At 66.8% G+C, this 25,655-nt stretch carries 17 protein-coding genes and 1 pseudogene; 13 read left to right on the top strand and 5 right to left on the bottom strand.

Annotated features, from left to right (window positions below; genetic code table 11):
* Positions 1-21 precede the first annotated feature (21 nt).
* From BKA10_RS07915 to BKA10_RS07895, 5 genes are read left to right on the top strand one after another with little or no spacing between them, the layout of a single operon-like run.
* Positions 22-1,806: an ABC transporter ATP-binding protein gene (locus BKA10_RS07915; RefSeq protein ID WP_183499392.1), complete on the top strand. Its 1,785-nt coding sequence runs from the start codon at positions 22-24 to the stop codon at positions 1,804-1,806.
* Positions 1,803-2,894 (top strand): glycosyltransferase family 2 protein, encoded by a 1,092-nt coding sequence (locus tag BKA10_RS07910; protein WP_183499391.1) that lies wholly within the window; start codon positions 1,803-1,805, stop codon positions 2,892-2,894. The genes BKA10_RS07915 and BKA10_RS07910 overlap by 4 nt, the downstream gene beginning before the upstream one ends.
* On the top strand, positions 2,891-4,027 hold the full coding sequence (locus tag BKA10_RS07905; RefSeq protein ID WP_183499390.1) for a glycosyltransferase: 1,137 nt from the start codon (positions 2,891-2,893) through the stop codon (positions 4,025-4,027). The genes BKA10_RS07910 and BKA10_RS07905 overlap by 4 nt, the downstream gene beginning before the upstream one ends.
* Positions 4,028-4,035: 8 nt before the next feature.
* Positions 4,036-5,280, top strand: a complete 1,245-nt coding sequence (locus BKA10_RS07900; protein WP_183499389.1) for a glycosyltransferase — start codon at positions 4,036-4,038, stop codon at positions 5,278-5,280.
* Positions 5,277-6,425 carry a glycosyltransferase family protein gene (locus tag BKA10_RS07895; protein ID WP_183499388.1) on the top strand — a complete coding sequence of 383 codons (1,149 nt, stop codon included), beginning with the start codon at positions 5,277-5,279 and terminating at the stop codon, positions 6,423-6,425. Before BKA10_RS07900 ends, BKA10_RS07895 begins: the two co-directional genes overlap by 4 nt.
* A gap of 202 nt (positions 6,426-6,627) precedes the next feature.
* On the opposite strand, the gene BKA10_RS07890 is transcribed toward BKA10_RS07895, so the two are convergent.
* Together BKA10_RS07890 and BKA10_RS07885 are read right to left on the bottom strand one after the other, a co-directional pair.
* Entirely contained in the window at positions 6,628-7,488 is an 861-nt protein-coding gene (locus tag BKA10_RS07890) for a glycosyltransferase (RefSeq protein WP_183499387.1), read from the bottom strand.
* A complete protein-coding gene (locus tag BKA10_RS07885; protein WP_183499386.1) occupies positions 7,488-8,588 on the bottom strand; it encodes a glycosyltransferase in 1,101 nt (366 codons plus the stop codon). Before BKA10_RS07885 ends, BKA10_RS07890 begins: the two co-directional genes overlap by 1 nt.
* 34 nt (positions 8,589-8,622) lie before the next feature.
* Here BKA10_RS07885 and BKA10_RS07880 point away from each other — a divergent pair, with 34 nt between their 5' ends.
* Positions 8,623-9,699, top strand: coding sequence for an acyltransferase (locus BKA10_RS07880; RefSeq protein WP_183499385.1), 1,077 nt, complete (start codon positions 8,623-8,625; stop codon positions 9,697-9,699).
* A gap of 812 nt (positions 9,700-10,511) precedes the next feature.
* Complete coding sequence (gene wecB / locus BKA10_RS07875; RefSeq protein ID WP_183499384.1) at positions 10,512-11,579, top strand: non-hydrolyzing UDP-N-acetylglucosamine 2-epimerase; 1,068 nt, start codon at positions 10,512-10,514, stop codon at positions 11,577-11,579.
* Positions 11,580-11,696: 117 nt separating this feature from the next.
* Here wecB and BKA10_RS07870 read toward each other — a convergent pair whose 3' ends face one another.
* Positions 11,697-13,604 (bottom strand): cell wall-binding repeat-containing protein, encoded by a 1,908-nt coding sequence (locus tag BKA10_RS07870; RefSeq protein WP_183499383.1) that lies wholly within the window; start codon positions 13,602-13,604, stop codon positions 11,697-11,699.
* A gap of 140 nt (positions 13,605-13,744) precedes the next feature.
* Between BKA10_RS07870 and BKA10_RS07865 the strand changes: the two genes are divergently transcribed.
* The 5 genes from BKA10_RS07865 (at position 13,745) to BKA10_RS07845 (ending at position 20,371) form a co-directional block, all read left to right on the top strand.
* Positions 13,745-15,088 (top strand): cell wall-binding repeat-containing protein, encoded by a 1,344-nt coding sequence (locus tag BKA10_RS07865; protein ID WP_183499382.1) that lies wholly within the window; start codon positions 13,745-13,747, stop codon positions 15,086-15,088.
* Between the two features lie 102 nt (positions 15,089-15,190).
* Positions 15,191-16,483, top strand: coding sequence for a nucleotide sugar dehydrogenase (locus BKA10_RS07860; protein WP_183499381.1), 1,293 nt, complete (start codon positions 15,191-15,193; stop codon positions 16,481-16,483).
* A 45-nt stretch (positions 16,484-16,528) separates the two neighbouring features.
* Positions 16,529-18,499 carry a glycosyltransferase gene (locus BKA10_RS07855; protein WP_183499380.1) on the top strand — a complete coding sequence of 657 codons (1,971 nt, stop codon included), beginning with the start codon at positions 16,529-16,531 and terminating at the stop codon, positions 18,497-18,499.
* A gap of 46 nt (positions 18,500-18,545) precedes the next feature.
* Positions 18,546-20,120 carry a class I SAM-dependent methyltransferase gene (locus BKA10_RS07850; RefSeq protein ID WP_183499379.1) on the top strand — a complete coding sequence of 525 codons (1,575 nt, stop codon included), beginning with the start codon at positions 18,546-18,548 and terminating at the stop codon, positions 20,118-20,120.
* Complete coding sequence (locus tag BKA10_RS07845) at positions 20,117-20,371, top strand: hypothetical protein (protein WP_183499378.1); 255 nt, start codon at positions 20,117-20,119, stop codon at positions 20,369-20,371. Before BKA10_RS07850 ends, BKA10_RS07845 begins: the two co-directional genes overlap by 4 nt.
* A 2-nt stretch (positions 20,372-20,373) precedes the next feature.
* On the opposite strand, the gene BKA10_RS07840 is transcribed toward BKA10_RS07845, so the two are convergent.
* Both BKA10_RS07840 and BKA10_RS07835 read right to left on the bottom strand, forming a co-directional pair.
* The gene (locus BKA10_RS07840) at positions 20,374-21,771 is read right to left on the bottom strand and encodes a bifunctional cytidylyltransferase/SDR family oxidoreductase (protein ID WP_183499377.1); all 1,398 of its coding nucleotides are present in this window, start codon (positions 21,769-21,771) and stop codon (positions 20,374-20,376) included.
* Positions 21,772-21,807: 36 nt separating this feature from the next.
* Positions 21,808-24,201 (bottom strand): CDP-glycerol glycerophosphotransferase family protein, encoded by a 2,394-nt coding sequence (locus BKA10_RS07835; RefSeq protein ID WP_183499376.1) that lies wholly within the window; start codon positions 24,199-24,201, stop codon positions 21,808-21,810.
* A gap of 88 nt (positions 24,202-24,289) precedes the next feature.
* Between BKA10_RS07835 and BKA10_RS16895 the strand changes: the two are divergent.
* Positions 24,290-24,655 (top strand): annotated as a pseudogene (locus BKA10_RS16895) (glycosyltransferase family 2 protein); the annotation flags it as partial.
* Between the last annotated feature and the right edge of the window lie 1,000 nt (positions 24,656-25,655).

Below are 25,655 nucleotides of genomic sequence, written 5' to 3'. Positions count from 1 at the left end.
CGTTCTAGTATCGGTGCCCGCGTGAAGGTGGTCTTGCGGACGCTGCGTGAGTTGCTTCCGTGGCTCCCGGAGGACGCGCGCTCGTACCTGATTCGGTACGTCGTCGTGTCATGCTTGCTGGCTGTTCTCGACATCGGCGCGATCGGCCTACTCGCGGTCAGTCTTGCGCCAATGATCTCCGGGGTGGCCATCCGTCTGCCCGTCATCGGGGCGATCGAACCGGACGCGTTCATCTGGGTATTCGCCGCCGTCGCTCTGCTCATCCTCCTCAAGTCCGTACTCGCTCTCGGCCAGCAATGGTTCGCGACCCGACGCTTCGCGTCGTTCGAACTGGAGATCGGGCGCTACCTCTTCGACAGTTACATCAAGGCGCCCTGGACTCACCGCCTCGCGCGGAACACCGCACAGATCGTCCGCATCGCCGATGTCGGCATCGCCAACACGACCGCCGGCTTTCTGCTGCCGATCATCCAGTTGCCTGCGCTGGCGTTGTCGTTCGTGCTGATCGTGGGGGTGCTGCTGATCGCGCAGCCGCTCACCGCCGTCATCACGGTTGTGTACCTGGGCGGCATCATGGCACTTCTCTATTGGGTGATCTCACGTCGATCGGTCCAGGCCGGTCGCGTCTCACGAGACTTCTCGCTCAAGGTGGCGGCCCTGATGACCGAGATGGTGCAGGCGCTGAAGGAGATCACGCTACGCAACAAGGCCGCAGAAGTCGCGGAGATCGTCCAGTACAACCGTCGCTTCAGCACGCGTGCCCGCGCGAACATGAGCTTCCTCGGGTCGTTGCCGGTCTTCGTTCTCAACGCAGCCCTGGTGGGTGGTTTTCTGCTGGTGGGCACGCTCGGTTACGCGACGGGTGGGATCGCCGCCGCCGTCGCCTCGGTCGGCCTGTTCGCCGTTGCCGGTTTCCGCCTGATCCCGTCATTGACCGGATTCCAGTCGATCGTCACCACGACGACGGCGAACGTCCCTCACGTTCAAGGCGTGATCTTCGACATCAAGGCATCTCAGATACATATCGCCGCGGCCGAGCGCCTCGGGCAGGAGCCGATCGTCGGCACGCCTGACGCGCTGCGGCTCAAGGGAGTCGCGTTCGCCTATCCCGGCCACGAGGATACGCCTGCGATCCACGACATCGACCTCGACATTCCCATCGGGAGCTCGCTCGCGCTGGTCGGCTCGTCCGGTGCTGGCAAGTCGACTCTGGTGGACGTGCTGCTGGGGCTCCTTGTTCCCCAGCGGGGTGCGATCATGCTGGGGGGCCAGGAGCTTACCGACGTTCTTGCCGCTTGGCGATCCCGCGTCGGCTATGTGCCGCAGGATGTCTCCCTGTTCGACGGGACCATTGCGCAGAATGTCGCCTTGGCCTGGGAGGACGACGAGATTGACTTCGACAAGGTGCAGGAGGCTCTCACGCGGGCACAGCTGTGGGATACGATCGCAGCCCGCGATCAGGGTATGCGCGGTCGGATCGGCGAGAGGGGGCTGGCCCTGTCGGGAGGCCAGCGTCAGCGGCTCGGCATCGCGCGCGCTCTCTACAGCGATCCACTGGTCCTCGTGCTGGATGAGGCGACCAGCGCACTCGACACGAAGACCGAGTCTCTCGTCACGACCGCGATCCGTGGGCTGAAAGGCGAAGTCACCATCGTGTCCGTCGCACATCGTCTTTCGACCATCCGGGACAGCGACCTGATCTGCTTCCTGCAGGATGGCACCATTGCCGCCCGCGGGACGTTCGAAGAGCTCGTTTCGTCGGTTCCGAACTTCGCAGAACAGGCGCAGTTGGCAGGTCTGGCGTGACAGAACCGTTCGTCGACGTCGTCATCGCGTGCCACGATCAGACGCGTCCACTCGATCGCGCCGTTCGCTCGGTTCTACAGGATGAGACGACACGGCATCTGGTGCGTGTTACCGTCGTGGCGCACGGCCTGCCTGCGGACGCCCTGCGCGACCGCGTGGCCGGCATCGACGGTGCTGTGCGTATCGTCGAATACGCGGATGGCATACGTAGCGCGGCGGGCCCGTTCAACCACGGGCTGTCGCTCGTGACGGCCGACTACTGCGCGGTACTCGGTTCGGACGATTTCCTCGAACCCGGAGCGCTCGCTGCGTGGATCCGCGCCGCGCGTGAGCGAACTCCCGATATGGCCATCGCCTGCATCCGCATCGACGGCGAAGCGCGCATGCCCAACCCACTGGTTCGCCTCGGTCGCCGTCACGAGCTCGATGCCGCGAAAGACCGGTTGTTCTATCGCACCGCTCCACTGGGGCTGATCCGCACCGCAACCATGCGTCAGCTGGGGCTGGGCATGACGGAAGGTGTCCGTGTCGGGGAGGATTTCGTCTTCAGTATCCGTCTGTTCACGCAGGCAGCGCGGGTGGACTTCCTGGCGGACGCTCCCTGCTACGTCATCGGACTGGATGCCAGGGAGCGCACCACTCTCGCGACGATGGACGCTGAGGAAGACCTGGAGGCGGTTGTCCGGCTACTCGACGAGGGAGTACCGACGGGGCTGAATGCCCGGCACCGCCGGGCGCTCGCCGTCAAACTGACGCGTGTGAGCATCATCGGGAAGGTGCGCGCTCGTCCATCGGCCGCGCAGTGGCGGGATGACACCGAGGTGATGTTCGTGGCGACGCTGCTGCGGCGACTGCTCGCCCTTCACCCGGGTGCAATCGCCCCATTCAACCGGCAGGATCGAGCAGTTCTTGATGCGCTGCTGACCGAGCCCACGATCAAGCGGGTGACTGCCGAGGTCGCGCGAGCGGCGCGTGCCGGCCGACTCCGGCGCTGGTTCACCCCGAACATCCTGAGGAGCTTCGACCGTGAGTCGACTCTCCGACGCTATGTGCTGTATGTGTTGAGACGAGAACGGACGAGCGCATGACCACGCCCCGGCCCACCATGCTGATCCTTTCCTACTCGCCGATCGCACGCGACGCACGAGTGCTGAAGCAGGTCACCCGCTTCACGCAGGACTTCGACGTCACGACGTGCGGCTACGGTCCGGCGCCTGACGGGGTGGTCGAGCACATCACGATCCCTGACGACCAGAGGTACAACGACCTCAACGGATCGCTGATCACCCTTAAGCGCTACCGGCCTGCATACTGGCGCCTGTCTGCCGTGCGGTTCTCACGAGAGGTGCTCAAGGGACGCCGATTCGACGTCGCCATCGCGAACGATGTGGAGGCGGTCCCGGTAGCAGTCAAGCTCCGTCCGCGTCGAGGCGTCCTCGCGGATCTGCATGAGTACAGCCCGCGCCTGCATGACGACCACGCACTGTGGCATCAACGGATCACACCATGGTTCGAATGGGTCGTCCGCCGCTATGTGACCAGGGCATCCGCATGGACGACCGTGAGTCGCGGCATCGTGGCTGAGTATGAGAAGAACTTCGGATTCCGGTCGCGCCTGGTGACCAACGCGGCGCCGTACATTGACGCGTCGCCGTCGCCGGTCGGTTCGGTGATACGCCTCGTGCACAGCGGAGCGTGCCTGCGCAACCGCCGACTGCATGTGATGGCAGAGGCCGTGGAGGCGGCATCCAACGATGTCACGCTGGACTTCTATCTCACGGCCAACGATCCGCCGTACCTGCAGGAGCTCAAGGATCTCGCGGCCGAGTCGGAACGCATCACCGTCCATGATCCGGTTCCCTACGCCCAACTCGCCGGGACGCTGCAGGCCTACGACGTGGGCATCCATGTTCTGCCGCCGATCAACTTCAACAACAAGCTCGCTTTGCCCAACAAACTCTTCGACTACGTTCAGGCCCGACTTGGAGTGCTGATCGGACCGTCGGCGGAGATGGTCTACTACGTCCACCAGTACGACCTGGGTGAGGTTGCCGCCGACTTCGAACGGGATGCGACGAAGTCGGCGGTCGAGCGGCTCACGCCTGAGTCGGTGGCGCGCTTCAAGGCCAATGCGGATGCGCATGCCGTCGAGCTCGCCGGCGAGCGTCAGGTCGACATCTGGGTTGAGGTCATCGATGGGCTGATGGCAGGCCGTCGGTGACCGGCGAGATGACCCGACTGCTGCTGTTCACCAACGACTACCCGTACTCGACCGGCGATGCCTCTTTCGTGACGAAGGAGATCGACGACCTCGCCGCGCGTTTCGATGACGTCGTGGTGTTCTGCCACGCGCGTAACACGGATGTGCCCACCCTCCCCATGCCCGGAAATGTCCGCCTCGGCGGCAACCTCTTCGAACGTTCCGCAGACGATTCCCCTTGGGCGCCCGTCCACCCGAGGATGCTGCTGAAGCTGCTCGCGGCGACATGGTTGGAGCTGGTGAGCGGGCGGTTGCGCGGACATGTCCGGCTGTTCCTCATGGGGGCCAGGGTCGGCATCACCCAGGCTCGTCGCCGGGCGGTGCGAGAAGCGATCGCCGAGAGTCCCGATGTCGTCGCCTACGCCTTCTGGGGTATGGGAGGCGGACTCGGCCTCGCGTGGCTAACGGGGGTGCGGGCCCGCGCGGTCCGCCTGCACCGTTACGACCTCTACGAGGAACTGTCGCCCGAGGGCTATCTGCCGTTTCGGCCCTTCTTGTTCCGTTGCTCGGATCGGGTGCTCGCGATCTCGCATGACGGGGCGCGCTACCTCGCCGAGCGATACCGGAGCTCGGCCCTCGACGCGAAGACGGTGATCAGCCGCCTCGGCGTCCCGGGGCCGTCGCATCTCAGCCGCCCGCCGGCCGGTGCGGAGAAGCTCGTCGTCTCCTGCTCGGCGGTCACGGAAATCAAGCGGGTGGATCTTGTCCTCGCCGCGCTTCGGCTCCTGCCTGGAATGTCCGAGGAGGCGCCAGTACGCTGGGTCCACTTCGGTGCAGGCCCACTGTTGGACAGCCTCCGTCGCGAAGCTGAGCAGACCATCCCCGGCCTTCGGATCGAGCTATGCGGCCAGACCGCGAACGACCAGATCCCCGCTTTCTACGCGGCACACCGTGTAGACGTCTTCGTGAACGCGAGTGCCTCCGAAGGGGTCCCCGTGAGCATCATGGAGGCGATCGCGTATGGCATCCCCGTAGTCGCCACCGACGTCGGCGGCAACCCCGAGATTGTGGGCCCGCAGCTCGGCACTGGGGAGCTCGTACCTGCCGACCCAGAGCCCGCCCGCATCGCGGCCTTGATCCGGCGGATCATGGATGCTGGGGAGACAGCCTATGATCCCCGCGCGACATGGGCGCGCGAGTACGACGTGCGGCATACCGGGCCCCGCGCGGCCGAACTCGTCCGCGGACTGGCATCCACGAAAGGAGGAGCATGAGCTCCTTGAGCACACGGCCCACGCTGCTGATCGTGTCCTTCTCGCCGATCGTCTCCGATGCGCGTCTGCTCAAGCAGATCAGCCTCTTCCGGGGTCAGTACGACATCGTGACGTGCGGGTACGGCGACGAGCCGGATGGCGTGGTCGAGCACATCCGCATCCCGGATGAGTATGCGATCTGGCGGCACCACCGCGTGCTGGTCATCCTGCGCCGCTTCGCCCGTGCCTATCGCCGGAACGCAGCCATCGCCGCGGCGCTGGCGGCACTGCGCGGGCGCACGTTCGATGTCGCCATCGCCAACGACGTCGAGGCGGCGGGCGTTGCGCTGTCCGTTTCGCCGCGTGGCGGCATCCATGCGGATCTGCACGAGTACTCCCCCCGGCAGCATGAGGAACTCCTGCGCTTCCGCCTGTTCGTGAAGCCCTTCATGGAATGGATGTGCCGCACACAGGTGGCCCGTGCTGCGTCATGGTCGACCGTCAGCGAGGGGCTCGCCCGAGCGTACGAGCGCCGGTTCGGGTTCCGGCCGGAGGTCGTCACGAACGCAGCGCCGTATGTGGACGCCGAGCCTACCCCGGTGCACGCCCCACTTCGACTCGTCCACTCCGGTGCCGCCTTACGCAACCGGCATCTGGACACGCTGCTGGACGCCGTTCGGGCGTCCCGGGATGCGACGCTTGACCTCTACCTGACGCCGAACGACCCGGCATATCTCGGTGAGCTGATCGCCACGTCTGTCGCCAGCGCCGGGCGAGTCACCGTCCACGACCCCGTCCCGTACGCGCAACTCGCCGCTACGCTGCGCGCCTACGATGTCGGCGTCCACATCCTGCCTCCGGTGAACTTCAACAACAAATGGGCACTCCCGAACAAGATCTTCGACTATGTGCAAGCGCGTCTCGGAGTTATCGTGGGGCCATCGCCCGAGATGGCCGAGTACGTGCACCGTTACAACATCGGGTGGGTTGCCGATGGCTTCACTGCGACAGCGCTTACGGCCACCATCGACACCCTCACCCCACACGCGGTGGAGGTGGCGAAGCAGTCGGCTCACACTCACGCACGGGAACTGTCCAGCGAGAGTCAGGTAGTGATCTGGAAGGCCGCAGTCGATGCGCTGGCCGACCGAGCCGCGTCAGCGTAGCTGCATTGCCGAGGCAGCGGCCATTCGCAGTGGCGCTTCCCGGTGCGCTGCGCGCGAGAGACGGCGCGGCAGCAGCGCCCCCGCCGAGAGGAACCGGCGTCGGGCGTGCGCCGCAGCAATCAGCTCCTGTGCGGGACAGCGGGGGTCCAAAGCGGCATCGAGCAGGTCGCGGTCGCGGCGTGCCAAGACCTCGTGGATGCCCTCACCCATGTCGACGAGGAGCTGGGCAGCCGCTGCGAGCGAGGGCCCGCTCTGATGCGCTCCACAGCGCGGGATCGTCTCTATAGAAGATCGCGCCGAAGAGGTGGATCCGTAAGAACTTGACGGCAGCGGCGGTGCGCGCGGCTCTCGGGAGTTCGGCAAACGCCTTGTCCGCGGTGAGTGCGTACATCCAACCGAACTCCTCGGTGAGCGGGCGGGGAGTGAACGTCGTGCGGGGGCCGCCGTCGTCGTGGATGAGATATGCCGGACCGCGCCGGTCGTAGGCGATACCCGCACCCGAGAACCACAATCGCGTCACGACGGCGATGTCCTCGCCGGTCGGCACGCCGACGGTGAATCGCAACCCCGGGAATCGTGCCCTCGCGACCAGCCCCAGGGGCGCCGACCGGTAGCTCAGCCGGTCACGGACACCATCCAGCCGCCGGGTACGGAAGGGCCGTGTCGGGGGAGTGGGCACCGCCGCCCCACCGGCATGACGAAGCCGGGTGATCACCACATCGGCACCCGTGGTGCGCGCACACCGCAACCACGAGTCGATCGCGTGCGGCTCGAGCGTATCGTCCGATCCCATCACCGACACGAACTCGCCCGCCGCGGTATCCAACCCGGCATTGAAGGGCCCCGCGGGGCTGCGCAGCCCGTCGGTGACGCCGATGAAACGCATGCGGGGATCGCTCATGTGACGTTCCAGCTGCGCGGCGATCGACGCCGGGTCGATCTCGTGTACGGCGATCGTAACGCGGATCGAAGCATCGGTGTGGTCGAGAACACTTGCCACGGCGCGGGCGATCGGACGGCTCACATCGTGGACGGCGATCGTGAGGTCGACTTGCGGTTCCATCATGTGGTCCTGAGAGCGACGGCCTCGGCATAGGCGCTGTCGTAGCCATCCGCAACGCGGTCCGGTGAGAACCGGTCTCCGATCGTGGCCGCGATATCGGCCGGCTGCGGCCGTGGATCGCGGCGCAGCACGCGGAGCAGCGCGTGCGCGTAGGCGGCGGGCGTCTGATCGGCGACGAGCTCGCCGTTGAGCTCCTCGACATACTCGCGCTGACCGCCGTTCGCGCCGACGACCACCGGACGCCCCTGCACGATGGCCTCCGCGGCTGACACGCAGAAGTTCTCACCCTTCGTCGGCAGGAAGAACACGTCGGCACCGGTCAGTTCTGCCGTCACGCCGGCTTGGTCGACGACTCCCGCGAAGCTCACATGATCCGTCAGGGAGTGCCGAGCCGCCCTGTCCGCCACCGCGCCACGGAGGGGACCATCGCCGACGAAGCGAAGATCGGCGCGGACTCCCGCGTCGTGGATCAGTCGAAGCGCGTCGACTGCCAGGACGGGATCCTTCCGCTCCACCAGGCCGCCGACAGCGACCAGACGCGGGTGTGGGCGCCTCGGCAGGGCTGCCAGGTGAGCGGCCGGAGGCACAATGCAGGGAACGATCTGGGTCGGGCCGCGACGATGCGCGCGCACCGGCGCTGCGAGATACTCGCACACTCCGGTCACCACATCGGGACGGCGCAGTAGCGGGCGCAGGAGAGGGAGCGCCAGCCGGGCGGACCCCAGCGTCTCGGGGTTGGACAGCGCCGACCAGTGCTCCGTGTGCACCCACGGGAGCGGAACCCGCAGTCGCGCGAGCGGCAGCAGCGTGCTGAAGGCCTGCGTGTGCAGGATATCCGCGCTCTCGAGCCGGTCGCGTAGACGACCGCCGGCCCGGAACAGGTCCAGAGGATTGGTCGTGGACATCGGGATCCGGGTCACCTGTACGGTTCGTGAGCGGTCGGCGACGAGGTCATCCTCGCTCAAGAGAGCGGGCGAGGCCAGGTGGACGACGGCGACGTCGTGGCGACCGGCCAGCAGCTTGGCGTCGTTCGCTACGAAGATCCCGGAGCTCGGTGCGGCGAGGGTGGGAAACCACGTGGTCAGCAACAGGACGCGCACACGAACAGGCTATCAACGCCGATACCATGACGGGATGACTGCGCCCGCGACGTCGTCGGCGTCCGGTCGGCGATGGCCTCTCGATGTGATGCGTGTGCTGGCCGTCGTCGGAGTCGTGGCGATCCACACCTTCGGTGCGGCAGTCTCGGATCCCGCGTTGCGCGGTTCGCTGCGCTGGTGGTTTGCCGTAGCCGTCGACATCGGCTTCATCTGGGTTGTGCCTCTGTTCGTGATGCTCAGCGGAGCGCTCATCCTCGCGCCTCGGCAGTTCTCCGCCGGCCCCGCCGCCTTCTACCGACGGCGTCTGCTGCGGCTCGCGCCTGCGTTCGTGTTTTGGCAGGCCTTTTACATCCTGCTCGTGCGGATCTGGTTCTCCGGGACTGGCCTCGGCTGGGGCGACATCGCGACGTCGATCCTCGACGGTCGCACCTACACGCACCTCTACTTCCTGTGGCTCATCGTCGGGTTGTATGCCGTGGCGCCGATCCTCGCCGCATTCCTCGGGGGCGGCGGCCGGCGGCGTGCGTTCGTCTTCGCCGTCACCGTACTGGCCGTCACGGTCGTGACGTGGTCCGCTGCCGCAGTGGTCACCTACTCGGGCCAGCCCCGTCCGCTGGTGCTGATGGCTCTGACGCAGTGGCTTCCCTACGTCGGCTACTTCCTGGCCGGCTGGGCCCTGCGCGACGTGATCCTGCGTGGTGCGGCGTTGGCAGTCGCCGTCGCGGGCACTGGCACCGCGGTCGCCCTCACCGTGTGGCAGTACGGCACCGCGTCGGAGCACCCGCTGCTCAACGCACTCGCTCCCGTCGGGTACCCCGGTCCGCTCGTCGCGGTGGCGGCCATCGGGGTCTTCGTGTGTGTAAACGGCGCGTTGCGCTCCTTCTCGCCCCGCCGCGCGGGCGCGCGCGTGCTGCAGACGCTGTCGGACGCGGCGTTCGGCGTATTCCTGATCCATTTCGTGGTGCTGCTACTGTTGCGCGAGCTTCCGGTGTTCGCATCGCACGGCGGTTCTCCCATTCTGCTGACGATCCTCTGGCTGATCACAGCCGCGGTGTCGTTCGTCCTCGTGATCGTCCTCAGACGCATTCCCGGCGTCCGTCGCATCGTGTGACCGGAGAAGTCTCGACGAATCAGCCCGTGATGTTGTCTATGACGGAGGCCAGGACCCGATCGGCAGCCTCCGGGACCAGCGGGGTGTGAAGGGCAACCCGCAGGTCGCCGACGAAGGCGTATCCGACCTGCATCACGAACATCTCGTTGGGGGCGCTGTCGCGGAATACGGCTCACCGCCGAGTGTGCCCTCGGCGTAGTCCGCCGTATCGCGGAGGCCCCAAAGAGTGCGTTCTTCGCCGTCCGATCCAGGTCGAAGACGCAGAGGGGCGCGAGTCCGTCCACGCTCTCGTTCGGCCACCAGTTGCACAGGAGCGACTCCTGCGCGCCGCCGGCGGTCGCGCGAGCGAGCGGTCTGGGAAGCCCACCGGCCGGTACCGACGCATCCGCGATCACTCATTGCCTACCTGTCGCCTCTTCCAGCTCTGCGACAGTCAGCAGGTCACCGCACGACTCCGGGAAGACCACCGGCTCGGGTGGCGGAGCGGTGGGTGCCGTCGGCGTGTCGCTGGAGACGGCCGCAGGTGGACCCGCTGTCGACTCCCCGCGGGGGCGCCTCCGCTGCGCATGCGGTGACACCGGCAATTGTCAGGACGCTCAGCGCTCTGAAGAGAAACCGGAACGTCGATGCCATGCCTTGATCCTCTCGCGGCGCCGACGGATCACAGCAAGAGTGCTTCACATTGCATCGGTCGATGCTCGACGTCCCCGCGTTTCGGGCCCGTCATCGCCCTGATCGCGGTCTCGGTGGCGTGGGAGGGCAGTGGCGCACCGGTTGTACGCGGACGGGCGTGTGGTTCCTAGACTGGTGCAGTGAAGATCGTCAGCGTCGTGGGCGCGCGCCCGCAGTTCGTCAAGCTCGCCCCTGTCCATAGGGCGTCCGTCGCTGCGGGTGTGGAGCACGTGATCGTGCACACGGGGCAGCACTATGACCCGATGTTGTCGGATGTGTTCTTCGATGATCTCGGTATCGCTGCCCCTGATGTGCACCTGGGGGTCGGCAGTGGTTCGCACGGTGTTCAGACCGGGGCGATGCTCGCGGCGCTCGATGCGGTCTTCGATGCGCAACGGCCCGACTGGGTGCTCGTGTACGGCGACACCAACTCGACGGTGGCGGCCGCGCTGAGCGCTGTGAAGATGCACCTGCCCGTGGCGCATCTGGAGGCGGGGTTGCGGAGCTTCAACAGGCGGATGCCGGAAGAGCACAACCGGGTGCTCACAGATCATGCCGCCGACCTTCTGCTGGCACCGACCGAGGTAGCGGTCGGGCACCTGGCATCCGAGGGTCTCGCGGAGCGCACCGTGCTGGTGGGTGACGTGATGACGGACGTACTCTTCGAAGTGCGCGATGCTGTTGCCGGGCGACTGTCTCCACTGGTCGCCGAACTCGGGCTGGAATCGGGCGGGCACTACGTGGCGACGATCCACCGGGCCGAGAACACCGACGATCCGGCGCGGCTCGCCGAGGTGACGGGCGCCCTTGCGGCGCTCGACAAGCCCGTCGTCCTACTGGCACACCCGCGGGTCGTCGCGAAGGCGGCGAGCCACGGCATCTCGCTCACGCAGGGTTCGCTGATCGCGCACGCGCCGCTGGCGTACCCCGATCTGATCGCGTCGACTCTGGCCAGCGCGGGTGTCGTCACCGACTCGGGCGGGTTGCAGAAGGAGGCGTTCCTGCTGGGGGTGCCGGCGACGACGGTGCGCACGGAGACCGAGTGGGTCGAGACGGTGGCACTCGGTTGGAACGTGCTCGCGAACACCGCGGAAGAGATCACGGCGGCAGTCGCCCGTGCTCGTCCGGCAGCAACAGACGCTGCCCCCTACGGCGACGGGAACGCCGCGCAGCGGGTCATCAAGGTGCTTGAGCAGCACTCACGCTGAATCGACGTCTTTGCCCCTGGCGTGAAGACGTCAACCCGATCTGCAGGTAGGTTCCGCGGACCTGCGTGCGTCAACGCGGGCGAGTCGCGGCTGCAACAGTCCGCGCATGACCACGAGTCACTGCGGCGGTCCGTCCTCCCAGCCGAGTGTGGGCGGCTGCGCGAAGCGCGCGCTCCGTTGCCAGTCGGAGCGGAGCAGATCTGCCCACTTCGTGAACGCCGTGTCGCCGGTCAGTCGTGCAAGCGTGTCGAGCTGCCATGAGTGAATCGCATGGTAGTTGGCGTTCTGCCACCGCGAACTCTGACAATACGGCTCCTGGGCGCAGTAGTAGGAGACGCCGCCAGGCTTGCGGATCAGCGGCATAATTTTCAGCACTGTGGTGGCGGCGCCATCCACATAGGCTCTCGCGCGGGGGTCACCGGTTGCCTGCCAGTAGTCGTACACGCCGAAAGCGGCGAACACCTGTCCGTTCAGGACGAGCAGTGGAGGCTGATTGCCCGCATACTCCTCGAAGAACAGCCGCCCCCGGTCGACCATCGTCGACCACGGTGACCCCGCGACCGGGGGCTGGAGAAAACTCGCCCATGTCTGTTCGGCGGCGGTCCACCACCGGGCATCCCCCGTCTCCTCATGGAGCCTGACAAAGAGCGAGAGTGCTTCGCCTTGAGCCATTCCCGACCACCACGGAACAGTGAGTGTGCGCTCGTAGTATGTCCAGGGGAACAGGTAGGGGAACCACCACGCACCGTCACGCTCGGTCCGCATCTGCGTGAGCCGCTCACCGTGCCGGAGAGCGCGATCGAGCCACAGCTTTGTGCCTGTCCGCTGGTACTCCATGAGCGCAGAGATGCCGTACTGCGCATAAGCGACCGGATGGTCGGCGCGGACGCCGTTATCGCGACGTTCGTAGATACGCAGCCCGGTCGCGTCGAGCGTAATGCTGCGGTCGTGGACGTCGACCGGTGTGCGGTCGTCGTAGGGGACGATATCCGATGACAGCTCCCAGCCGGTGGTCGCCCACTTCGGGATCCTCGGGGCTGACCCTGGGCACGCAGTGTTGGCCGCCGCCGCAGCCGAGACCGCGCCCACTCCACCCACGGTGATCAGATCGGCATCCAGATCGGTGATCGCGTCGTGAGCAGCCTTCGGCACGCACGTCTTACGCGTGAGGTATAGCGGTGCGTGCCGATGACCGGCCAGTGCCGACGCGGACAGCGCATCTGGGAAGTCCAGGCCGGTGCTGAGGAAGACCGCGTCGGGTGTGGCAGCCGAATAGTAAGCAGCATTGACAGCGACGGCGGTTTCGAACCGTGTAGGTCCCGCGTGGCGGGTGACGGCGAACCCGGCTGTGCGCAACTGCTGTTCGATGTGGATGTCGACAGCGCCGTGTCCACCGGCGATTGCAATCTCCTCCACGCCCCATCGGCGGAGGGCCGCGATCGTACCCGTCGGTACGACGGTGCGGCCCCCATCGATGAGTAGCAGAGGTGCACCGGCGCCGCCGGCTGCGGCCCCTGTTACGAGTGCATCGGCGTAGCCGCGACCGGTGGCTATCGCTACGGACCGGGTGCTGCTGAAGACCCGGTCGATCAATCTCTGTGAGGTCGCGTAGCGATCCGCACCGCCCACGCGCTCTGTCGGTGCGAGAGCGGAGAGGCTCTTCACGACGTCATCCGAAATGGCACCGGCGAGGCCCAGGACGATAATCTTCTTCGGCTTCAGTCGCTGAAGCTCCATCCGGACCACCGCCGGAAGATGCGTGCGCGACGTGAGCAGCAGCGGCCCACCAGTCGCCGCGGCCGCGGCCGCTCCGGCGAGAGCGTCGGGATAGTCGGTGCCCGTCGCGACGAAGGCGACCGCCGGGCGCGGGTCAAAGCGCTGCGATACGGCGACACTGGTCTCATAGCGGGTCTGGCCCCACAATCGCTCGTCACCGTCCGCTATCGCGGCGATCGGGTTGGCGAGGGACCAGGCGAGGACCGCGGTGACGAGCACCGCGACGATCCGGTTTGGCATGGCGCGCATCGGGTCCTCCCGGCCGGATGTCGAGTAGCCCTCACTCTAGCCAGACATGCACAAAATCCGGCGGCGCGGCGAGCTCGGAGAGAGCGCTCGCGGATGCTAGCGTTTCGAGCATTCGGCCACCTCTGGATGGAAGGCACGCGATGTCGCGCGTCCGCTTCTCTGCCGCCCTCACCGCGGCTCTCGCTCTCGTATTCACCTCGCTGGCATCGGCGGCGTATGCGGCTGCACCGCCGGTCGACCCGGGCGAGGGGAATGTCGAAGTCCGCGTCACGTACGCGGCTGTCGACCTCATCCCCGGCGACGAAGTCGAAGTGAGCTTCTGGAAGCTCGATGAGGCCACGAGCACCTACCTGCCCGTGGAGGATCCGGAGTGGTACGCCACGGACACGACGTGGACCTCTGCGGACCTCGCACCTGGATCTTACTCGGTGCGCTTCCTGGCCGACGATGTCTCGCTGGGCCTGCAGTGGTGGAGGGGAGCACGCTACTTCGTCGAATCGGAGGACATCGTCGTCCAAGCCGGCGCCACGACTGCGCTCGGTACAGTCGAGCTGAAGGAGCGAACGCTCGACGTCGACCGCATCGCCGGGGCGGACCGGTTCGCAACCGCAGCGAACATTGCGAGGGAAGCCGTCGACGGTACGGCTCCGGTCGTGTATCTCACGAACGGCATGAACTACCCGGACGCGCTCGCCGCCGGTCCCGGCGCCATCGCATCCGGAGGAGTCCTGCTGCTGACTCAGCCGGGCACGCTGCCGGCAGCGACACGCGGCGAACTGGCCACCCTCAAGCCGGCGCGAGTCGTGATCGTCGGGGGGAGCGGGGCCGTGTCACCCGCCGTCGAAGGAGCGGTGAAGAAGTTGCTCCCCAAGGCGCGGGTCGACCGCCTCGGCGGCGCGGACCGCTACGCGACCGGCGACCGCATCGTGCGCGATGCCTTCCGTGGGGGCGCAGACATCGCCATCATCGCGACGGGTCGCAACTATCCCGACGCACTCGCTGCGGGCCCCGCGGCTGGGGCCATCGGTGCACCCGTCATTCTGCTCGACGGCGTGGCCAAGACCGTTCCCGCCGCGACGCTGAAGCTCCTCAAGGATCTGAAGGTGAAACACCTCTTCATCGCGGGCGGCACCGGTGCCGTCTCGTCCGGCATCGAGACCTCGCTTCGCAAAGCCGGCTATGGGTCGGCTGACATCTTGCGCCTCGCGGGCGGCTCACGATACGAGACGGCGACAATGCTGAACACTGCCGTGTTCGGGGCCACCGATGTTGCGTTCGTGGCGAACGGCCTGAACTTCCCGGATGCACTTGCTGGCGCACCGCTCGCGGGCGCCTGGGGAGCTCCCCTCTTCCTCACCCCGCCTGCGTGCATGGGCCAGGATGCTGCTGCCGGCATCGTGTCGCATCGTTCGAACGGGCTCATTCTTCTGGGTGGCACCGGGGCGCTTTCACCGGCTGTCGAGAGATTCACGCTGTGTGGCTGAGACCGCCGTTGATCGCCGGCTTTCGCTGAGCGTTGATGCTGTCGCCGCCCATCGCTGCCGTGGAGCACTGAGGGTCTCTGCGGCAACCGTAGACTGGAATCCATGCGCATTGCCGTCGTGGCCCTGGGAAAGATCGGGCTTCCTCTTGCTGTCCAGTTCGCTGATTCGGGTCACGAGGTGGTCGGTGTCGATGTGAATGCGGCGACGGTTGCCAGCGTGAACGCCGGTGTCGAGCCGTTCCCGGGTGAGGCGCATCTGCAGGAGAAGCTGTCTGAGCTGGTCTCCACCGGCCGATTGCGCGCGACCACCGACTACGCGGATGCGATTCCGGGGGCTGATGCGGTGGTTCTGGTGGTCCCGTTGTTCGTGAACGACACGACGTGGGAGCCGGACTTTGCGTGGATGGATGCCGCGACCCGGTCGCTGGCGGAACATCTGACGCCCGGGACTCTGGTGTCGTATGAGACGACGCTGCCGGTGGGGACGACCCGGGGCCGGTGGAAGCCGATGCTCGAGGCCGGGTCGGGACTCACTGAGGGCACCGAATTCCATGTCGTGTTCTCCCCGGAGCGGGTGCTCACAGGCCGCGTGTTCGCCGATCTGCGCAAGTACCCGAAGTTGATCGGGGGGCTGTCCGACGCGGGCGCGCAGCGTGCCCGCGAGTTCTACGAGGCGGTGCTGCAGTTCGATGACCGTGACGATCTGCCGCGCCCGAACGGGGTGTGGGATCTGGGCAGTGCGGAGGCATCGGAGATGGCGAAGCTCGCCGAGACGACCTACCGGGATGTGAACATCGGGTTGGCGAACCAGTTCGGCCTGTTCGCGGCCGAGCACGGGATCGACGTGTATCAGGTGATTGAGGCGTGCAACTCGCAGCCGTACAGTCACATTCACCGTCCAGGCATCGCGGTGGGCGGGCATTGCATCCCGGTCTACCCGCGGCTGTACCTGTCGACCGACCCGGATGCCGACATCGTGCGGACTGCGCGGCTGCTGAACGCCTCGATGCCAGAGCGGCTGGTCGCGCAGGCCACCGGCATCCTCGGGTCGCTGGACGGGCTGCGTGCCGTGGTGCTGGGTGCCGCGTATCGGGGCGGGGTGAAGGAGACGGCCTTCTCGGGCGCGTTCCCGACGGTGGAGGCGCTGCAGGCCCGCGGGGCGACGGTCACGGTGCATGACCCGTTGTACGCCGATGACGAGCTGCGGGCGCTGGGCTTCGAACCGCACACGCTCGGAGACCCGGCCGAGGTCGCGGTGCTCCAGACAGATCACGCCGAGTACCGTGCCCTGACCCCGGATCAGATTCCCGGCATCCGGCTTCTCGTGGACGGACGCAACGCGACCGACGCGGCCACCTGGACCGGAACACCACGCATCGTCGTCGGCGCAGGCTGACCGGACGTCGCTCTCGGTTTTCTCGCCCGGGATATAGTGCCGACTGTGCTGAAGGTCTCCATCGTCGTCCCCACGTTCCGCTCTGGCGAGGGCCTGGATCGACTGATCGCATCTCTGGACGCGCAGACGATGCCCACGTCCGAGTTCGAGGTGATCTTCGTCGACGACGGCTCGCCCGACGACACCCACGAACGGCTGCTGAAGGTCCGGGAGACACGCCCGCACGTCTGTGTCGAGCGCATCGAGAACTCCGGCTGGCCGTCCCGCCCGCGCAACATCGGCACCGACCTGGCCATGGGGGAGTACGTGGCCTACATGGACCACGACGACCTGCTGTACCCCGACGCGCTGCGCGCGGCGTACGACTTCGCGAAGGCACACCGGGCTGACGTCGTCAACGGCAAGGAAGCACGTACGCACGATGCGACATGGGCGATCGACACGTATCGTGCCGACGAGGCGCAGTCGATCGGGCGTGAGGATCAGCACCCGCTTATCCCGATGAACCCGCACAAGCTGTACCGTCGTGCCTTCTTGAACGACCACGGCATCCGATTCCGCGAAGGCGGCCGGGTCATGTGGGAAGACATCTTCTTCAACATGCTCGTCGACCGGCACGCACGCGTCATCGCAACCCTGGCCAGCGTGCCCTACTACCACTGGTACATGACGCGCGGCAGCGGATCGAAGGGGTTTCTCCGCTCCGGCGACGAGTTCTGGCACTGGCTGCGTGAAGTGCTGGTCGCCACGGAGACCGACCTGGCCGAGGATGCACACGCGCGCTCGCGGGAGCAGCTGCTCGCCCATCAGTACCGCTCACGCATCCTCGGTTCGTTCAACGGTGCGTTCGCGGGGCGCCCCGCCCCGGAGCGCGACCGGATCTACGAGCAGTGCCGTGCCCTTCAGCGGGACTTCGCCTTGAACAGACTGGACGACCGGCTCAACGCGTCTGGCCGCATCCGGGCGACGTTGCTCGCGGCGGGTGCTCGCGATCTGTTGGAGAAGCTGCCGAGCCACGACCCCGGCATCCCCGGCTGGGGGCGGGCGACCGCCGCGCGCTGGGTCGACGGCAGCCTCGAGGTCGACGTGCAGGCCGAGTGGTCGTCTCCAAAGGGTCGTCGCCACGCCTTGCGGCGTTCGGGTGAGCGCATCCGTAAGGTGCTGCCGGTGGAGTACGCCGGGAGTGTTGCTGACACGATCCTCGATGTCACAGACGAGATCCATGCGGCCGATGTCGAAGTCGGCCTGCGCTCTCGGACGTCGCGCATCACCTGGATGGCTCCGAGCAGCCGCGAGCTGTCCATCGCCGACGCGGCAGACGGAGCGGTTTCGTTCACCGCGACCGCGCACGGAACGATCGACCCCGACAGGGTCGTGTTCGGGCGGGCGCTCGAAGATGGCCTGTGGGATCTGAATGTGCGCTGCACGCTCGCCGGCACGGCTTCACAGCAGGGCATGCGGTCCGCGCTCGCACCATCCGCAGCCGTTCACGACGGCCGGCTGCGCGTCGTGTACACCAATGCCGACGGCATCCTCACCCTCTCCCTCGGTCGTCCACGGGATGCGGTCGAGCGTCTTCTGCCGGCGGCAGCGAACGCCAAGGTCACCCGCGTCGGCACCCAAGTGCATCTTGCGGTGCCGCTGCTGGATGCCACAGCCGACGACGCCGGTACGCGTGACGTGCCAGTTGCCGTCGCCCCACGACACACGACCTTGACCGCGTTGCGCCACCGTCTGACGCGCACACAGCCGTTCCGCGATGTGCCGGCCACCATGCGCGCGGAAGAAGGCCGACTCGTCCTCGACGTCGCACTGCCGGACGGCTGGCAGTCCGGCCGGGTGCGCCTGGGCCACCAGCACCCCGCCGGCCCGCAATGGTGGGGCCTCGCCGACGCGCTGACGGCCGGGCCGCCGCGCTCGGAACCGCCGGCGCGAACCTCCCGCATGCGACGGCTGCGTCGAGCAGGAGGTCGAGTGCGACAGGCCGCCCGTCGCCTGCGAGAGCGGTTGCGCTGAGGCCCTCACAGCTTTCTCATCGTGCCTGTTGCATAAGATGATCGGAATGAGAGCAAACCGCCGCGGCATCGCGCTGTCACAAGCCGAGCTCGGTGATGCGGACCTCGTGGACATCCGTTTCGACGATCACCGTGTGTGGTCCGTCCCGGTTCCCGCGGCGGTGGACGGCAAGGTGCAGATCGCCTGGCCTGCCCCCATCCGCAACCGCCTCAGCGGCCGCACGCGGCTCTCGGTCCACGACACGGTCAGCGGGCGCCAGATCACGTGTGCCGACGTCGCCTTCGGCCGCTCCCGTTCGCGCCTCGCGATCACCGACAAGCGGGGCCAGTGGCTGGCGATGACCAAATGGGACCGGTTGGGGCCAGTGCTGGACGGCAGCGACAGCGATGTCGCCTCGCGCCTGGTGCGCAGCGCGCGCCGGCTTGTCGATGATCTGCAGGCGTGGGGCTACCCCGTTTATCTCGTCGGCGGGACACTGCTGGGCATGGTCCGCGGCGGCGAACTGCTGCCCCACGACGACGACATCGACTTCGCTTTTCTCGCAGAGTCAGACGACCCCGCCGAGCTCGGGCGCATCAGCTTCGACATGGAGCGGCGATTGACCGACGCCGGCTACGCCGTCGCCCGCCACAGCCTCGCGCAGCTCGAACTCGTCTTCTTCGACGAAGCGAATCAGGTCGACCACTACATCGACGTGTTCACGGGGTTCTTCCACGAAGGGCTGTACTGTCAGCCGTTCGCCTTGCGTAGCGACGAGATCACGGCGGACGACCTCGTGCCCACCCGTGATATCGACGTCAACGGCGTGCCGCTGCCGGGGCCGGCGAACCCCGAGGCCTGGCTCGCCTACGCGTACGGCGAGAATTGGCGGATCCCCGACCCGACGTTCAAATTCGTCGTCGACCGTGGAACGAAGCAGCGCTTCGAGACGTGGTTCGGCGTATTCAATCGCGGTCGATTCTTCTGGGAGAAGCACTGGCAGGGCAAAGACCTCGCACACGGCTCGCATGGTGGGCGCGCCAACGCGCAGCGACTGCTGGAACGTATGCCGCCGCAGTCGAACGTCCTCGACCTCGGCTGTGGCGACGGCCACTGGGGTCAGGCCTTCGCATCCGCCGGCCATCGTGTGATCGGCACTGACTTCAGCTTCGAGGCGCTGCGCGTGGCACGCCTGAACGACGAACACGATGTGACGCTCTGGCGGATCAACGCCAACGACCGGCCGGCGATGCTCGAGCTCGGCGCCAACCTCGTCGACACCCGCCGCCCCTGGTACGTCTTCTGTAACGACGTCATCCACGGCCTGACCTACCCCAACCGCCAGAACGTGTTCCTTCTGATGCGCATGGTCCTGCGGGGCCAGGGTGCGGCCGTGGTCAGCTTCGATACGCACCGCACGAGCGCGTACGTCCGATCAGACCCGCGCACGTGGCACTACCCGATCGAGAAGTTCCACCGGGAGCTTGCGGAGAACGGCCTGGTCGCCGTCAGCGAGAGGCATGGGATCCGGCGCGCGGACCACGGCTGGCGTCGCACCACGACGGCGGTCATCCAGGCCGCACCGCAGTGGGACTCCGCCCAGGACAGCTGGAAGAACGAGAGAGACGAGGACGCGCGATGAGGAAATACCTGCGCAAGTTTGCCGAGATGATCGCTCCGACGGCATACGAGCGACTGCGACGCCTCTCGGTTCTCGACGCCGACGGCGGTAACACCACCGACATCCTGCTGCGCTACGAACAGCAGGTGCACGACCTCAGTGCGCAGCTCGATGAGCTGCGGCGCGAGAACAGGCGTGTCGTGGAACTGTACGACCTGCTCTTCGACCGGCTCCACAACGAGAACCCGCTGCGCGAGGCTCCGCGCGCCTGAGTTCAGCCGGCGTGGGCCTTCATCGCCGCGACCTGGACGGTGACGATCTGCCCGGTCAGGTCGGACGCGGCCACGCTGAGCGTCACCCGGGCCACATCGGCCGGCTCCAGCAGCGTGCCAGCGGGCTCTTCGCCGAACGCGGCCGTGCGCATGGGCGTGTGCGTCCGCTGTGGGTTGATGCAGTTGATCCGCACGCCCTGCGGTGCCCACTCTTCTGACAGCGCCTGAGTGAGATTGACGACGCCGGCCTTCGTCGCCGAGTAGACGCCGTAGCCGGCGCGACCGCGAGTGTACGAGCTCGAGGTGAAGAGCACGACCTGTCCGCTGGTGGATGCCAGGTGAGGGTACGCCTCACGTGCGATCAGCACCGGAGCGAGCAGATTCGTCTCGATCGTGTCGGCGAGATCGTCGGCAGATGCGTCGATGAGCGGGCTGATCCGCAACACACCGGCCGTCACCACGACGACGTCGATGGCCCCGGTGGCCGCGATGACAGTGTCGAATGCGTCGCGCACATCTTCGGGCCGACGAACGTCGGTGCCGGTGGTCGAGCGGCTGAACTCGAAGACCTGGGCGCCGGCCTCGGTCGCCAGGTCGACGATGCTCGCGCCGATGCCGTAGCTGCCGCCGAAGACCACGACGGTGCGCCCGGCGAAGTCGGGTAGCTGGTCGGTCCGGGTGTCCAGAGCCAGGCTCGCAGACTGCAGCTGGAAGATCTTGTCGGCGATGTGGACGTCGATCGGCTCGGTGACCTTCATGTTCTCAGGCGTTCCGTCGACCACGTAGATCGGGGTCTCAGGCAGGTACTGGAACACGACGCCGCAATCGTCCGTCGCCCGGAAGGACAGATCGCCGGCGGCGATCTCATAGGCGCGGCGGATCGTGCCGAGCCGGAAGGCCTGCGGCGTCTGGCCACGGCGCAGCGTGGAGCGATCAGGGATGCCCGTGATGTGTCGGGCGTCGTCGACCTGGATGATCGTGTCGGCCGAGGGGATCGCGGTGTCGACCGCGTCGTAGGTGTCGAGGGCGTCGACGCAGTCGCGGATGATGCGATCGTCGATGAACGGCCGCACGGCATCATGGAACAGCACCTTGGTGTCATCGCCTTCGATGGCGGCGATGGCGAGCTGGGTGGTGTCGTTGCGCGTCTCACCGCCCGGGAGCACGCGGGTGAGCTTGCGGAAGCGACCACTCAGCAGGTGGTCGAGTTCTGACAGTGATCCTGCGTTCATCATGATGATGACTTCGTCGATGAGGGGGTGGGCGTCGAGCGTCTCGAGGGTGTGCTCGACGATCGCCTTGCCGGCGATCTTGATGAGCTGCTTGGGGATGCCCAGCCCGACCCGTACGCCGATGCCGCCGGCGAGCACGACGGCGACTGTTCGCGACGTTGCGGTCATGGCACTCCTCGGGTCGGTGTCGGGCGACACTCCATCCTAGGCGCGGGGTGTCGCGCGCTCCGTCACGGCACTGAGCACGGTCGCCGCGATCGCGTCGGCGCACGGAGTGGCACCCGGCGCCGGCACGGGGTCGCCGGGCACCTGCACCCAGCGGTGTGCGAAAGCCGCGGCGTCGGCGGGTGTCGCGGCGCCCGCGGCCACGGCTCCCACCAGCTCCTCGACGCTGGTGACGATCGGTCCAGGCAGGTCGCGCCGGTAGTCGAGGTAGAAGTCCCGTGAATCGAGGTAGTCGTCCAGATCGGGGGTGAGGAAGTACGTCGGCACGCCGACGACGGCTGCCTCATACAGCGTCGACGAATAGTCGGTGACGAAGATGTCGGCGACGGCGAGCATTTCCTGCGTGGAGAAACCCTCTGCAGTGTCCACAGTCGTTCCGAAACGACCATGCATCAGGGGGTGCAGCTTCACCACGGTGTGCACCCCGATGGCCTCCAGGGCAGCGGTGAGCGTCGCGGCATCCACCGACACACTGCCGTCCAGACGGAACGTCGGAGCAAAGACGGCGATGGGGCGCTCCTGCAAGTGCGGGTACCGCTCGACGATGCGCTGGCGGGTCTGCTCCCGCAGCGCGGGATCGCGCAGCCGGTCCACGCGCGGCAGGGGAGCGACCTGGACCGCCGTGATGTCGGTGCCGAAGGCCTGAGCGTACGCGGACCGGCACTCCGCCGAGCTCGTCAGCACGATGTCGTACCCCTCGTGCATGCGCATGGCCGCGCCCAGACGCGCGTCACGGCCCTCGGGCCGGCCCAGGATGCTGAGCCCGAACTTCTTGAACGCACCCAGCGCATGCCAGATCTGGATGACCGTCAGGCTCTTCTTGTGCGTCGGCACGCTCGCCACGATCGCGTAGGTGTCGACGATGAGCACGCGCGATGTGGCGACATGGTAGAGCTGCGCGAGCATGTGCGCGGCGTACCCGATCTTCCCCAGGATGCCGGGGGGCACCATCTTGACGAGGATCACGACCCGGACCGAGGAGTCAAGTGCTGCGATCGCGTCGGCGAGGTCGTGGAAGTCATCCGGGACGGTCGGGTGCTCGCGGCTGATCATGACCACTTTGCGCCGCGTCGGCAGCAGTTTCAAGGGTGCGTAGACGATGCGCAGACTGGTTCGCGCGAGCCAGGCGACGGCGAGCCGCAGCCGCATGCGCCCTTCGGCGCGGGTCGGCTCGGGCGTTCCGCCGGGTGCGACTGCTGCCCGCTGGACGACCGCGCGCGGACTCAGCAGCAGCTCGCGGACGATGCGCTCGCTGGAGCGACCGTCGCACGCAGACATGAAGCGCTCGCGGAAGCGCCGCGCCTTCTCACCGACGCGGGCCGACCTGATGGCGTCGGCGAGCTCATCGCCGGTCTTGACAAGGGGGCCGGTGATGTAGTCGTCGAGTGGATAGTAGAAGTCGCGGGTGGCGGTGTACTCGTCCAGGTCGGGGCAGTAGAAGACGATGGGTCGATCGAGCAGCGCGTACTCGAAGATCGCCGAGGAGTAGTCGGTGATCAGCACATCGGCGGCCATCAGCAGCTCGTTGAGCTCGCGTTCCTGCGAGACGTCGATGACCCCGGTGATGTCCGGCCGCTGCACGTGCAGCGGCGTCACGAACGGGTGCAGCTTCACCAGCACCACCCAGTCGTCACCGAGGTCGGCTGCGAGCGACTCCCACGGCACGCTGTCGACGTCATAGGTGGCGGTCAGCTGACCGTTGCCGCGGAAGGTGGGTGCGAACAGCGCGATCCGAGTGGATGCGGGGATGCCGTAGCGCTGTCGCACCGACTGCGAAGCGCGGGCGACGTGTTCGTGATCGAAGAAGACATCGGTGCGCGGAACACCGAGCGCGTGGACCTTGGTGGTGGGTATGCCGTATGCCTCGGCGTAGTCACTGCGGATCTCCTCGGCGCTGACGGTGGCATCGGTGTAGTTGAGGTGCACGAGCGAGCCGGGCAAGGGCCCCCCTGGGAGCCCCGCACGACTCCAGCCGACCCGCTTGAACGCGCCCGCGGCGTGCCACACCTGCAGAAGACGTGTCTCCGGCCGGATCCGCAGCGGGTACACCAGCGGATAGAAGTCGTCGACGACGATGGTCTGCGCCGAGGCCATCAACCACGGCAGGCGGATCGTGTCGCGCAGTCGTCGCCGTGCCCGCAGGCTCGGCTTGAAGATGCCGATGACATCCGCCGAGGGGCGCTGACCCCGCAACTCATCGAGAAGGAAACTGAAGTTGCCGGAGAAGCCCAGGCGGGAATCCGACAGAAACAGCACCCGGTCCTTGCGAACCCGGATCAGACGCGTCGCCAGTGCATACGCGAGGATGTACGGTGCGAACCGCCACTTGTGTACGAACGCGTTGCCGCGCAGCAGAGTACGGAGTCCGGTCACAGGAATCTTTCCGGGTTGGTGGCAGTGCTGGCGAGTTTACCGAGGCTCTCAAGGAAAGCGCTGAGTGCACCCGGCTTAGACTGCGGTGATGGGCAGCCGGGCGACAGCACGCATCACCGCAGTGGTGCCGATGCACGACGTCGAAGGCTTCATCGGCGAATTCCTGGCATCCCTCGACCGGCAACGCCCGGGAGACTACGAACTCGACGTCGTGTTCATCGATGATGCGTCGACGGATGCCACGGTGGCCATCGTGGAGGAATGGATCAGTCGCTCAGCGCTGAGATCCACCTTGGTGCGACAGCCGCACGGAGGCGTGAGCGCGGCACGTAACCACGGCATGTCGCTGGCGGCGGGTGACTGGCTGACGTTCCCCGATCCGGATGACGTGCTCGATGCCGATTACTTCAGCAGCGCCGCGGCTGCTCTGGGCGACCTCGACGAGGACGTGAACCTGGGCGCCACGAATCTACAGCGCGTCTTCGATCCCGATCCGGCGTTCCACGACGTGCATGCTCTCCGGTTCCGGTTCACGGCCGGCAATCGCGTGGTCTCACTTATCGAAGAACCAGACATCTTCCAGATGAGCGTTGCATCCGGGTTCTTCCGGGTCTCCGCGCTTCGCGCGACCGGCGCCGCCTTCGACCGCGGTCTGCACGCCTCCGAGGACGCGCTCTTCATCTGCCGATTCCTCCTGGCGGGACCACCACCGAGAATCGCCCTGATCGCCGATGCACGGTACGGGTACCGGAAGCGTTCCACCCGCGACTCGGCCGTCGACAGCTACCGTGATGACCCACGTTCGTATATCGACCGATTTCGTGATGGATACCTGCCCGTCCTTCAACAGTCAGCAGTCGGCGGGAGCGTTCCGGAGTGGCTTCAGTCTGTGGTGCTCTACGAGTGTCAGTGGCTGCTACCGCAGCAACTCCATCCGGATACGTATGCCGCCGGGCTCGACGAAGACGAGCGCGCCCATGCACGAGAGGCTCTCGGCGCCTGTCTCGCCTACGTATCTGACGATCGGCTGCAGCGCTACGACGCGACCGCCCTCCCTCTCGAGTCGCGGCTGATCGCCCTGGCGCTGTCCGGGCGACCGGTGTGGGACTGGGTGGGGTTCTACGCCGATCCCGATCGCCGGCTCGATCGTTGGTCGACAGTGCACGGCTATGGGTCCGATCCGGACCTGCGGCTGCTTGCGCTGGCTTCCGGTCATGTGCGCAGGATCCGAACGGTCAAGCATCTGCACCCCGACTATTTCGGACAGACACGCCTCTGGCGGAGTGTCCTGCGTGTGCCGAGGCGTGTGGATCAGATCCAGGACGGCGACCTGATGCGGCCGGTCGTGCGACCGTTGTCCGGGGAGTCCACCGCTCAGGCTGCGGATCGACATCTCCGCGAGGTGGTCGGGCAGACCACAGCGCTCCCGTCGACGACGAGCGCGGTGCGAGTGT

It is taken from the genome of Microbacterium invictum (assembly GCF_014197265.1).
GTDB classification, from domain to species: Bacteria; Actinomycetota; Actinomycetes; order Actinomycetales; family Microbacteriaceae; genus Microbacterium; species Microbacterium invictum.
Note: the sequence above shows the minus strand (reverse complement) of the source record. Positions and strands in the feature narration are given on the sequence as shown.